Raw genomic sequence first — 12419 nt, 5'->3', positions numbered from 1 at the left:
ACTTGGGGCGACAGCCCGTGAACCTCGCGCGCCGCATTCTGTTAACGCTCTTAGCCTGCTCCGTATGGCTGGCAGCAGCAGCCGAACAGCACCCGGGCAAACCCGTTTCACCCTTCCGCTTGTACACCAGCGGCGATGGCATGACCCAAACGCGCGCCCACGCCATCACCCAAGACCAGCGCGGCTACCTCTGGATAGCGACCGTGCGCGGGCTCAACCGCTTTGACGGCAAGGTGTTCACTCCGCTGACGATTCGCCACGGGCTCCGCGTCAACACCCAGTTCAGCCTCCATGTTGACAGCAAAGGCGATCTCTGGTCAGGCGATGTTACCGGTGGCGTCACCCGGGTCCGCGACGGCAGAGTCGTCGAGACCTTAGATCCCCCTGGAGAGATACGAGGTAGGGCCCAGAGCATCGCCGTCCTGGCGGGAAAACTCTATCGGTCAGTCGCTGGCCACGGCCTGTATGAAACCGACCTGAGCACTGGCCAGACCCGTCCCATCGCGCTCGATGCACCCGCACCTAGTAAGCTGCTTACATCGGATGGCCGCCTACTGTTCATCGCTGCGGACCGCCTCTACGCCTGGCGCCCAGGTGCGGCTATCGCAGATGCGGTACTGCGAGGACGCTACCAGGCGCTCGATGCACGCGCTGATGGGCGTGCCTTCGCAGTCGACATCGATGGCAACGTGCTTGCCTTGACCGGTGCACAGCTCGCTCCCATCGCGCAGCGCGTGCCAGAGGCTATCGTGGCCATTGCGCTCGACGCAAAGGACGGCGCATGGCATGCGACAGCAAACACCCTGATCGCCCCCGACGGCGATCAACTGCCGCTGCCCGTTGGGGAGGTCATCGACGTGTTCACCGACCGCGACGATGTGGTGTGGGTCGCCGGCAGCAACGGACTGGTCAGGTATCTCGGCGGCCGTTTCCAACACCTACCCTTAGGCCCCTCGGCGCCAGCGCGCGTCGTCTTTGGCGGGGTCCAGGACCGCAGCGGCGCACTATGGTTCTGCACGGAGGCGGGCCTTCTTGTGCGCTACCCGAACGGTCGTGTACTGGCAGTGGCAGATGTCCTGGAGCTCCCTCCCGGCCGCGCCGTTGCCGCTGAGCTTGACGGTCAAGACCACCTCCTGGTGTCCTTCCCTCCGACGGGCGTTTATCGCATCCCCGTAGACCTGGGCCAGAAGGCGGTACGACTTCCGGCGACGGAAGGCTGGTTGGTCACGGACATCACCCACACAACAGACGCTGCTACCTGGGTGCTGGGGGCTCGTCGCGGACTGCTGCGCTTCGACGACGCGCAGAGCGTACCGACGCACCTGCAGCTCCCTGACGGTGGCCTGGCCATGTCGATGGCTGCCGTGGATGAGGGGGGCTCGTCGTGGCCGTGCGCGATGTCGGCGTTGCTCGCGTACGGGATGGTACAGTGGAGATCTTGCCGCCGACGCAGCGTATCGAGTCGCGCGTCATCCACCTACACGCACAGTCAGAGCGCTCGATTTGGCTCACCAGCACCGACGGCGGCGTGTTCCATTTGAACGAGGGCACGCTTGAGCGGCACGCGCTGAACACCGAGCTCAGCGATCAATCCGTCTACATCGTTGAGCCCCTCGATGATCGCACCGTAGTGCTCGGGGCCGAGCGCGGCCTCTACCAACTGAATCCGATTACTGGGCGCTTGTTCCGCTACGGCCCTCTGGAGGGATTCATAGGTCAGGAAACCAACGCTCGGGCCATCTTCCGAGGTCTCGACGAGAAGCTCTGGATCGGCACCGTCCAGGGGGCCACCCGCATGGACACGCTGTTCCCGATGCCCAGCATTCCACCGCTCACCCCCCAGATCTCGCGCCTGGCAACGGACTTGAAGCAAGCAAGCTTGGATGGTGATAACGGCGTAATCCCACCTGATGATCGCGGCTTGCAGGTGGACTACATCGCCGTATCGCCGAAGAACCCCGAGGGCATCGAGTACAGCTACCGCCTGCGGGGCGTCGACGAGGCGTGGAGCCCGCCGACGCAACTGACCAATGTGCGCTTTGCCTCCTTGGGGCATGGAAGCTACACCTTTGAGGTGCGAGCCCGCCATAGCGGCGATGGCTGGAGTAAGCCGGTCGCGCGCAGCATCGTGGTAGAACCTCCTGTTTGGCAGACCGCCTGGTTCCGCGCCTTGGCCCTTGCCAGCCTCATGTTCGCGGTCATCCTGATCATCCAGCTGCGCATCCGCCAGGAAAAGGCCGTGAGCACCACGCTGCGTAGTCTGGTGGCCGAGCGAACCCAGCACCTTGAGGCAGAAATCGCCGAGCGCAGGCGATCGGAGGCTGCCCTAGTCAAGGCACAGGCGAAGTCGCGCGAGGCCCAACGCGAGCTCGAAGCACTTAACGTGAGGCTGCGCGACCTTGCCCTCACCGATCCACTCACCGATCTGCCCAACCGGCGGGCCTTCGAACAGTCGCTGGCGATGTCTGTAGCAGAGGCGAGCGAGGCGGTGTCCGTGTTGTTCCTAGACTTAAACGGCTTCAAGAGCGTCAACGACACCTACGGCCATGAGGCAGGCGATGAGCTCATTCGCATCATCGGCAAGCGCCTGGCGTCATGGGCGCGCACGAGCGATTTCGTCGCACGTCTCGGTGGGGATGAGTTCGTGATCATCGCCACTGCCTGCCCGCCGGCGGCGGCGCGTGAAGTAGCAGAACGCGTCGGCGTGGTCATCGCAGAGCCTGTGGCGCTCGCACATGTCACCGTGCAAGTCGGTGCCAGCATCGGCATTGCATGCAGCCCCACGCATGCAAACACGGCGAACGAACTCATCCGCAAGGCCGATCTGGCGATGTACCACGCCAAACGCGTGATCAAGGCGCCGTTGGCCTTCTTTGACGAGTTACCGAGTGAAGGATCCACCGTTCGGGTGGTGTGACGCGCGCAGCATCGCCTGATACGGCCCTTCTAGATGCCGAGTTGACGCATCTGCTCAGCGAGTCGCCCAACGCCAGCCTCGATCTCTGCCACGGGGTAGTGAGCGAAGGAAAGGCGCAGGGCGGCGCGCTGTTGTCCCGCAGCGGAAAATAGTCTCCCGGGGTGAAACCCCACACCTGCATCGCGCGCCCTCAACAAGAGCTCATCCGCTTCAAACCCTGCCGGCATGTGCAGCCAGTAGAAGTACCCGCCCGTCGCTTGGCGCCACCGCACCGCCGAGTCTGCGAGGTCTCGGGCGAGGGCAGCGCCCATCACCCGCGCCCGAGATGCTAACGTTGGCACTAGGCTTTCCAGCAAATGGGCTTCCAGCACACCGCTGTCTATGGCTGCTCCCACCAGCAGGGATCCCACCTGGTTCATCGCTCCGCCGCTGCGGATAACGCCCAGCGCAGACAGGCGCGCGATCGTCGCGCGATCACTCTGGATCCAGCCCACGCGCATGGCGGGGGCCAACAACTTGCTGAAGGACCCCACGGAGATTACGCCGCCTTCGTCCACCTGTGCCGCGAAAGGCGAGGGCGGCTCCTCCTGCGCATCGAAGTGCAGCAGCTGGTAGACCTCATCCGCTAGCACGGTGACACCAGCGGCACGGGTCAAGGCCAGTACGTCACGGCGCCGCTGCGCGTTCATCGTCACCGATGTCGGGTTGTGGTGCGCAGGTATCGTGTAAAAGACCTTCGCCATCGAGTGGGTGGCGAGGGCCTCGCGCAGAGCGTCGACGCGCACGCCATGCTCATCCATCGCCACCGCAATGGCACGCAAGCCCTGGCTCGCGAAGATCTCCAGCGCCAGGAAGTAGGTAGGCTCTTCCACCAATACCACGTCACCGCGTGTGCAAAGCAGGCGACAGGCCGTGTCGATGCCGTGCGACGCCCCAGCGGTCACGAAAAGCGACGAGGGATCTACCGCAAAGCGATAGTAACCGCTCAAGAACCGCGCTAGAGAGGTTAGGAAGGCAGGGTCGCCCGCGTAGTCACCGTAGTTGAGCTGAGCCGGCTCGATTCGGGCGGAACACTCTCGCGCCATACGCTCAAACAGGGCAACTGGCAGCAGGTCGGGCGATGGTTGCCCGATCGCGAAGTTGATGATGCCCTTCTTCGCGCTCAGCGCTGCGTCCCGCTGCGGCGCCGTGCCGCTAGCCTATCGCCACGCGGGCGTTACGGAACAGGCGCATCCAAGGACTGTCCTCACCCGCCTGCGCGGGGCGCCAACTCTGCTGCACACTGCGGAACACGCGCTCCGGATGGGGCATCATGATACTGACTCGCCCATCAGCACTGGTCACGCCTGCCACGGCTGCCTGGGATCCGTTCGGGTTCAGCGGGAAGCGCTGGGTAGGCTCGCCCTCAGCGTTCACGTAGCGCAGGGACACCTGGCCCTGCCCGAGCGCCGACTCGAGCAAACCCGTATCCGCGAAGGTCGCTCGGCCTTCGCCGTGGCTGACCACCACGGGCACCTGCGACCCGGCCATGTCGGCGAACCACGGAGACTCGGACCTACCCACCTCCACCATCGACAGGCGCGCCTCGAACTGCTCCGAGCGATTGCGCTCGAAGGTCGGCCAGTGATCAGTGCCGGGAATCAGCTCGCGCAGCAGCGAGAGCATCTGGCAACCGTTGCACACGCCGAGCGTGAGGCCATCCTCGCGGGCAAACCACTGCGTGAACACCTCTCGGGTCCGCTGGTCGAAGAGGATCCCCCGGGCCCAGCCGTTACCAGCACCGAGTACGTCGCCATAGGAGAAACCGCCACACGCGGCGAGCACCTGCACGTCCTGCAGGTCCCTTCGTCGCGGGGCGTCGCCGACGAAGTCGCTCATATGCACGTCCACCGCCTCAAAGCCAGCGCGATCGAAGGCAGCAGCCATCTCCAGGTGGCCGTTGACTCCCTGCTCGCGCAGGATCGCCACCTTCGGACGCATGCCGCGCGCGATGTACGTTGCCGCCGTGTTCTGCGCGGGATCGAAGGACGGCTTTGAGTAGAGCGCCGGCGGCTGCGACAGCTTGAGCAGTTCGTAGGCCTCTTGGGCGCATGCCGGATCATCGCGCAAACGCTGCATCTCGTAGCTGGTCTGGGACCATACGGCGCGCAGCTCCATTCGGGAGCGATCAAAGCGCTCGACTCCCCCCTGCGACACGCGGATCCGCTCACCGTCGGTGGCTACGGCGACCCGCGAGACTACCTCCTCCAGCCCTCGCGCACGGACCACGGCGAGGAACTTCTCTCGCAGCTCGACGGGCACCTGTACGACCGCGCCCGCCTCTTCGCTGAACAGCCGCGGCAGCAGCCCCACGCCCTCCTCCAACGCGATGTCTAAACCCGCATTGCCCGCAAAGGCCATCTCGACCAGCGTCGTGAACAGGCCGCCGTCCGAACGATCGTGATAGGCGAGGAGCAAGCCCCCACGTCGCGCCTCGACGATGGCTCCGAAGAAGGCACGCACCAGGGAGGGATCTTCCACATCTGGAGGTTCAGCGCCCGTCGCCGCCCATGCCTGCAGTAGGGAGGATCCACCGAGGCGGTCCTGGCCGCGCCCGAGATCGAACAACCAAAGCTCCGTTGCTCCCGCGTCTAGGCGCAATTGCGGCGTCAGCGTACGGCGCACGTCGATCACCGGCGCGAAGGCGGAGACTATCAGCGACAAGGGGGCAACCACCTGATGCTCATCACCGCTCGTCGAGGGCCACCGCGTCTGCAACGACAAAGAATCCTTGCCCACTGGGATCGTAAGGCCCAGCGCAGGACAGAAGCCCATGCCGACGGCCTCCACCGTATCCCATAGGGCAGCATCCTCACCCGGCGCGCCACAGGCAGCCATCCAATTCGCGGACAGGCGTACCTGATCGATGCGCTCGATATCCGCCGCCACGATGTTGGTCAGGGCCTCAGTGACCGCCAGCCGCCCTGACGCGGCAGGCGAGAGCAAAGCGATCGGCGTGCGCTCGCCCATGGCGGCGGCCTCGCCGGTGTAGCCCAGGAAATCAGCGCAAGTCACCGCGACATCGCTTACGGGGACCTGCCAGGGTCCTACGAGTTGATCGCGCGAGCTCATCCCACCGACCGTGCGATCGCCGATGTGGATCAGGAAGCTCTTGTCCGCAACGGAGGGCACGGCGAGGACGCGATCGACGGCCTCATCGAGACTGATCGCCGCCAGTTCAACGAGTCGCTGCGGTGCCACCTCCCGCTCGGCCGTGCGCTCCATACGCGGCGTATGGCCGAGTAGCGCTTGCATCGGCATATCGACCGGCGCGTCGCCGAAGTGCGTGTCCTGCACGTTCAGTACACGGCGCTGGGTAGCGTGCCCAAGCACGGCAACGGGGCAGCGCTCCCGTTCGCATATCGCCGTAAACTCGCGCAGGTCGCCCTCGGCGATGGCCAGTACGTAGCGCTCCTGGGATTCATTGCACCAGATCGCCATCGGCGTCATGCCGGGCTCGTCGTTCGGAATGGCGCGCAAGGAGAGCACGCCACCGCAGTCGCTTTGATCCAACAGCTCCGGAATGGCGTTGGACAATCCTCCGGCGCCGACATCATGTATCGATAGGATCGGGTTGCCCTCGGCCATCGACCAGCAGCGGTCGATGACTTCCTGGCAACGCCGCTGCATCTCCGGGTTACCCCGTTGCACCGAGGCGAAGTCCAACTCCGCACTGCTCGCACCGCTGGCGACCGATGAGGCGGCGCCGCCACCGAGGCCAATCTGCATGGCCGGACCACCGATCACGACCACGGCCGCACCCTGGCCAAAGCCTCGCTTTTCCACGTGCTCGCCGAAGATGTTGCCCATGCCACCGGCGATCATGATGGGCTTGTGGTAGCCGCGACGATGCACAGCCTCCCCGCCAGGCGGCGCGTGCAAGGCGCCATCGCCTTGCGGCTGCTCGAAGGCACGGAAGTAGCCGAGCAGGTTGGGCCGACCGAACTCGTTGTTGAAGGACGCGCCGCCGATTGGCCCTTCGAGCATGATGTCCAAGGGACTCGCGATATGGGAGGGCGAAACCGCCTCACCCTCCCACGGTTGCACGTAGCCCGGAATGCGCAGGTTGGACACACTGAAACCCGTGAGGCCCGCCTTTGGCTTTGCGCCACGACCGGTGGCTCCCTCGTCGCGGATCTCCCCCCCCGCCCCGGTGGCCGCGCCGGGAAAGGGCGAGATTGCCGTGGGGTGATTGTGAGTTTCGACCTTGATCACTACGTGAGCGCGGGTCTCGCGGGCGCGGTAGGCGCCTGTGTGGGCATCCAGATACCAGCGCTGGGCCGGCTCGCCTTCGAAGACGGCGGCGTTATCGCGATAAGCGGACAACACGCCGGCCGAATTTGCCCGGTAGGTGTTGCGAATCATGTCGAACAGGGAGCGAGGCATGACCTCACCGCCGAGGGTCCACTCGGCGTTGAAGATCTTGTGCCGGCAGTGCTCTGAGTTCGCCTGGGCGAACATCATGAGCTCCGTGTCCGTGGGGTCACGCTCTAGGTTGCTGAAGGTCTCGAGCAGGTAGTCAATCTCGTGTGGCGCCAGGGCGAGCCCCAGGGTCCGGTTCGCCTCCACGATAGCTTCGCGCCCCACCTGCACCAAGGGAACGGCGCTGCCCCGGGCCGGGGAGTGGTGGGCAAACAGCAGCGCGGCCTGTGCCAGCGTTGCAAACACGAACTCAGTCATCCGGTCGTGCAGGTGGGGGACGATTGCGCAAAGCGCGTCCCCACCGAGATCGTCCACCCCATCGAAGTGCCAGGCCAAGACGCGCTCGACCCGCGTGACCGCATCGAACCCGCAGCGATGCACGATATCGGTGGCTTTGCTCGACCAAGGGGAGATGGTGCCGATGCGCGGCGCCACCACCAGCTGAGGTGCGGTCGCCTCATCGTCGAGCACCTCTTCTCCCAATAAATTTCTTAGGCGCTGCTGCTGATCGTCAGTTAGGCCATTACCGTCCTGCGTGGTTTGCGCTAGGTACCACCACCGGGTGCGAAGCCCCTTCAGGCCCGGCAGGTCGCTTTGCAGCGCCTGGCGTACGCGCTGAAGACGAAAGGACGAGAGCGCTGGGGCGCCGGGAACGCGTAGTACGCGTGACTCAGCCATCGGCGGGTATCTCCGCGACAAACAAGAAGTTCGGTAAGCCGAAGGTCAGCGCGCCATCCTCTTGCACGCAGTGGGTACGCACGTGTATGCCTGGGTGCTCAGCCCTTCGGCGGCTCGCCGCCGCCAGGGGGAAGATAGGTCACGGGGAACTGGGCAACATTGCTGGCCTTAGCGTCGGTGATCTTGCTGATCCCGCGCTTGTCCACCTGGTCGATTCGCACGATCGAGTGCATGGGCAGCCAGGTGCGTTTGACCCCCTCGAACTCCGAGCGGATGCGGTCTTCCGTGGGGTCGACGACGATCTCCGTGCGCCGACCGAAGTCGAGCTCCGCTACCTCCACGAAACCGAGCATTGCACCGTGGCTCACCTCGTTAGCAAAGATCTCGTAGAGCTTGCCCTGCGACTGGAACAGGATTTTGTAAACGACGCGCTCCGACATGGCGCGAAGCATACCACGCGGTACGGGCGATCCTGGGCGGAACGTGCGACACTTCGCCGCCCCAAAACGCCGTGCCCGCGCTTGAACGCTCACCATGCCCGCCCCCCGTGTAGACACTTTGCTCAACGAACTGGAGCTGACCGCCATCCACAGCTCAGGTCCTGGGGGCCAGAACGTCAATAAGGTCGCCACTGCGATCCAACTGCGTTTCGATGTGAACAGTTCGCCGTCCCTTGAGGGGGACGTAAAAGCGAGGCTCGCCGAACTCGCCGGCCGACGCATGACGAGCGAGGGCGAGCTCGTGCTCACGGCCCGCCGTCAACGCACACAAGAGGGCAATCGGCGAGATGCGCTCGCCCGGCTACAGGCGCTGCTGGATGCCGCCGCCGAACCGCCCCGACCCCGCTTAGCCACCAGGACGCCAGCGAGCGTGAGGCGCAAGCGATTGCAGGACAAGCGCAACCGCGCGGCGGTGAAGCAGTCCCGCCGGCGCCCGCCTGCTGGCGAGGACTAACCCCGTGAGCGAGTCGCGCCTCAGAACCCTTCGATGGCGGCAGAAGTGCGGGGCCACCTCAGGAAAAATTCCTAGGTCTGCGCCCGCGGAGCCTCGGATCGACGCGATAGGATTTGGGGTGCTTGGAATGCAAAAACGGGTTCCCCTCCCGTGACCAGGCTCGGCACCCTCCCCTCAGGGTGTCGAGCCAGCGCCAACCGGCAGCGCAAGCCCCCAGCACCCAACTGCACCCATCGCGCCGTCACCACCTGACCACCCTCGCGCACCACCCGCGGCAAGACAGCGGAAGTACACCGCACCCATCGCGCGCGGGAGCGCACGTCGATCTCAGCTTTCGGTGTGCCCCCTTGTGCGTGCCCCAAAACGGCCCAGAGGAGAAGCCTGCCGTGAGCCTGGAGCCACAGTCTCGCGCGCAGACGACGATAGGTGCGTTTGGGCCCCGTGACCGAGCTCGCGGGCCGCTGCGACGAAGGCAGACGAATCACGGTCTTCCATTTCGTACATCTCCAACGCTCCACGCAGGGTGGGGCGCAGAGCTCCAATCGGTCCGCACCCATAGACTAAACATAACCGGTCTAAAGCTGGCTCCGCGCTGCAGGCGCAGAGCCAGCTTGGCGACTGCGCACGCGCACCCTCGCCAGCCAGCTGTTTGACATGCGGCACCGATGCGCCATGCTGTGTGGTTGAGTGGATGATGGAGCGGCGGCAATAGTTTCGTGCGGAAGCTGATCGCAGAGTTGAGAAGACGCCGGGTGTTCGGCACCAGCGCCATCTACTTGGCCGGCGCTTGGGGGCTGCTCGAAGTCTGCGACACGGTGTTCCCGATCGTCGGGCTGCCAGACAACGCCATCACCTTCGTGTTCTACGGGGCCATCGTCGGCTTTCCCATCGTGCTCGGCCTATCCTGGGTGTTCGACCTCGATCTGAAGCGCACCAGCACCGAGCCGACCGCCGATGATGCGCCGGCGAAGGCTACGATGGCCGAGGCTTCGGTGGTGGTGCCCCTTAAGGAAGCACCGCCCGGGTCCATCGCGGTACTGCCTTTCCGCAACATCGGCGCCAACCCTGAGCATGAGTACTTCAGCGACGGCCTCGCAGAAGAGCTGCTGCACACCCTGTCCTCGGTACCGGGCATACGCGTGGCTGCCCGCACATCCTGCTTCATGTACAAGGATCACCACACGGACGTGCGCACCATCGGCGCGCAGCTCGGTGTGAGCAACGTGCTCGAGGGGAGCGTGCGTTGGGCGGGGGACCGCATTCGCATCAGCACCAAGCTGATCGAAGCAGGCTCGGGCTATCAGCTCATGTCGCAGAAGTTCGACGAGGAGTTCAAGGACGTCTTCACCCTGCAGGAGAAGCTGGCGAACAGCATCGTCGAAGTGTTAAGACAATCACTAGGCGACGGGCTGCCCGCGCACGCAAGCCCTGTACTGCGCACGGATACGAACGTAGAGGCCTACCAATTCTACCTGCGCGGCCGCCACCTCTGGCAACGTCGCGGAAAGGAAGCGATTGAAGCGGCCGTGGAACTCTACAAACAAGCCTTGGCCCTAGATCCCACCTTCGCCCGCGCCAAGTCCGCCCTCGCCGCGGCGAGGGCCGTCATGCACGAGTACGCGGGCGAGTCACGCCAGGCCTCGCTCGCCGCTGCCACCGCCCTCGCCCGCGAGGCAGCGGCCCTGGATCCAACCCTGGCGGAGCCGCACGGCGTACTGGGTTACATCCACCTTCGCAGCTGGCAGTGGCAAGAGGCCGAATCCCGCCTACTCGATGCCATCGAGCGCGACCCGAACGATCCCCTGCTGCGCCAGTGGTACTCGAACGTCTTGAATGACCTCGGTCAGCAGCAGGCGGCAACGGAGCAGGCCGCAAAGGCCTACGAACTCGACCCGGTATCGCCGATGGCCAACAACGTGCTGGCGGTGTCCTACATGCTTCGCGGCGATGATCGAAAGGCGCTGAAGCACACGCGCATCGCCCGTGAGTTCGGGGTCAGCGGACTGGTGCCTGCCTTTGTGGAGTACCTGGCGAACCTGCGTGGCGGCGCCTGGGATACAGCTCTCGGCGATTGGACCGCTGCGCTCGACGGCGCTGGGATCGCCCGTGAGTGGGCACCGTCAGTGATCGCGGCGATCGCCGATCCGGCCGCGCGTGAAGCTGCAGTCAATGCGGTTGCCCGAGCCGTGCGCCAACAGGCCCTGCCGCCGAACATCGCATTTTTGCAGTACGTGCTTCTCGGCGCCGCCGAGGCGACCTTCTCGCAAGCGCACGACCTGCTGGATCAGCAACGGCTCAACCATACCTGGCTCATGCTGCCGGAAGCGTCAACGTTGCGGGCCGATCCCCGCTTCCGAACCCTGTGCGACAAGATTGGCGTGAGTAAGTACTGGCAGCGCCATGGTGAACCTGCGCTGATCGCCGGTTCCTTCGAGCGCGCCCGCGCCGCCGCCCTCACCAGAACGATCGGCGCGGCTTAAGCAGGCGGTAGCCTCAGCGCCGACGCCCGCGCCATCCCGCTACGGCCAGGCCGCTGAGCATCAACCACACGGCCCCTGGCACCGGTATCGCTTGCCCGACCAGGGTGATGCCATCTCCGTCGTTCACCCAGTCGTTGGCAAAGCTGCCGAGGAAGCCGGTGTTAGTGAAGCGCACGGCGATCTGACCGTCCCACAGCCCCGCAGCATCGCCCCCGGTAATCGTGAATACGAGCTGCAGCTCATCCGTATCCTCACCGCCTCGCGTCTCGCCGGCCTCGAAGAAACCGAAGTCGGTCGCTTCGCCGGTCAGCAGCACGCCCGACTCGAAGCCGAGTTCATCGACGGAGCCACTCACCTGTAGCGAGCCGCCCGACAGGATGCCCGTGCCGTCAATACTCAACACGACGAACAAGCCGGTGCCATCGATGCTGAGCGGCGTACCCTCCTCGTCGGTCAGCGTGGCCGTGCTGTTGCCGAGACCGGTGACGAAAAGAGAGTCGGAATCGTTGTCGTACGCAACCAGTAGAGCATCCGCATCGAGCAGCGCACCGTCGCCGATGCCGAAGCCGTCGATAGGCGCAGCGCCCGCGGGCACGGACAACAGGGCCGCGAGCAGACAGGAACCGGTCAGGGTCGCCAGCGTTGAGGAAGTGTCTTTTGTGTACATCAGGGCCAACGCTTATGTCGTTACTTACGCGGCAATTTTGACCGAATCTCGAGGGGTGGGCAACTTACGCGAGCGTTATGTCTCATACGCACCGCCGCACGAGAATGCTCAACGATGACTAGTGGGCCGCGTGGTAAATAGGGTAACGCTCAGTCTGCGTAGGGGCAGCGTCAGCAAGGCGCGTCGCGCAGCCAATGGCATCGCCATTGGCAAGCGATGCAACGCCGCGGACGCTGCCCCTGGGCCGACCCGAAGGGCGAGT

The 12419-nt window shown here is 64.9% G+C and carries 8 protein-coding genes; 4 read left to right on the top strand and 4 right to left on the bottom strand.

What is annotated here, in order from left to right; genetic code table 11:
- Window positions 1-17: 17 nt before the first annotated feature.
- Window positions 18-1541 (top strand): hypothetical protein, encoded by a 1524-nt coding sequence (locus AAGA68_17580; protein MEM9386876.1) that lies wholly within the window; start codon window positions 18-20, stop codon window positions 1539-1541.
- Window positions 1529-2917: a GGDEF domain-containing protein gene (locus tag AAGA68_17575; GenBank protein ID MEM9386875.1), complete on the top strand. Its 1389-nt coding sequence runs from the start codon at window positions 1529-1531 to the stop codon at window positions 2915-2917. The genes AAGA68_17580 and AAGA68_17575 overlap by 13 nt, the downstream gene beginning before the upstream one ends.
- A 29-nt stretch (window positions 2918-2946) precedes the next feature.
- Here AAGA68_17575 and AAGA68_17570 read toward each other — a convergent pair whose 3' ends face one another.
- From AAGA68_17570 to AAGA68_17560, 3 genes are all read right to left on the bottom strand, one after another.
- Window positions 2947-4062 carry a PLP-dependent aminotransferase family protein gene (locus tag AAGA68_17570; GenBank protein ID MEM9386874.1) on the bottom strand — a complete coding sequence of 372 codons (1116 nt, stop codon included), beginning with the start codon at window positions 4060-4062 and terminating at the stop codon, window positions 2947-2949.
- Between the two features lie 49 nt (window positions 4063-4111).
- Entirely contained in the window at window positions 4112-8056 is a 3945-nt protein-coding gene (gene purL / locus AAGA68_17565; GenBank protein MEM9386873.1) for a phosphoribosylformylglycinamidine synthase, read from the bottom strand.
- A gap of 98 nt (window positions 8057-8154) precedes the next feature.
- Window positions 8155-8496 (bottom strand): DUF1820 family protein, encoded by a 342-nt coding sequence (locus AAGA68_17560; GenBank protein MEM9386872.1) that lies wholly within the window; start codon window positions 8494-8496, stop codon window positions 8155-8157.
- A 94-nt stretch (window positions 8497-8590) separates the two neighbouring features.
- Here AAGA68_17560 and arfB point away from each other — a divergent pair, with 94 nt between their 5' ends.
- Together arfB and AAGA68_17550 are read left to right on the top strand one after the other, a co-directional pair.
- Complete coding sequence (arfB, locus tag AAGA68_17555) at window positions 8591-9010, top strand: alternative ribosome rescue aminoacyl-tRNA hydrolase ArfB (GenBank protein MEM9386871.1); 420 nt, start codon at window positions 8591-8593, stop codon at window positions 9008-9010.
- 737 nt (window positions 9011-9747) lie between these two features.
- Window positions 9748-11490 carry a hypothetical protein gene (locus AAGA68_17550; GenBank protein MEM9386870.1) on the top strand — a complete coding sequence of 581 codons (1743 nt, stop codon included), beginning with the start codon at window positions 9748-9750 and terminating at the stop codon, window positions 11488-11490.
- A gap of 13 nt (window positions 11491-11503) precedes the next feature.
- On the opposite strand, the gene AAGA68_17545 is transcribed toward AAGA68_17550, so the two are convergent.
- Window positions 11504-12157, bottom strand: coding sequence for a hypothetical protein (locus AAGA68_17545; GenBank protein MEM9386869.1), 654 nt, complete (start codon window positions 12155-12157; stop codon window positions 11504-11506).
- Window positions 12158-12419: the final 262 nt, after the last annotated feature.

The organism is Pseudomonadota bacterium (genome assembly GCA_039193195.1).
Lineage (GTDB): Bacteria > Pseudomonadota > Gammaproteobacteria > Steroidobacterales > JBCBZW01 > JBCBZW01.
The sequence above is the reverse complement of the archived record's forward strand: the minus strand, read 5'-3'. Positions and strand labels throughout refer to the sequence as shown.

What these genes read in the sequence shown, in the direction of transcription:
- purL (MEM9386873.1), bottom strand. Translation starts at nt 8,056, where the DNA reads ATGGCTGAGTCACGCGTACTACGCGTTCCCGGCGCCCCAGCGCTCTCG.
- AAGA68_17560 (MEM9386872.1), bottom strand. Translation starts at nt 8,496, where the DNA reads ATGTCGGAGCGCGTCGTTTACAAAATCCTGTTCCAGTCGCAGGGCAAG.
- arfB (MEM9386871.1), top strand. Translation starts at nt 8,591, where the DNA reads ATGCCCGCCCCCCGTGTAGACACTTTGCTCAACGAACTGGAGCTGACC.
- AAGA68_17545 (MEM9386869.1), bottom strand. Translation starts at nt 12,157, where the DNA reads ATGTACACAAAAGACACTTCCTCAACGCTGGCGACCCTGACCGGTTCC.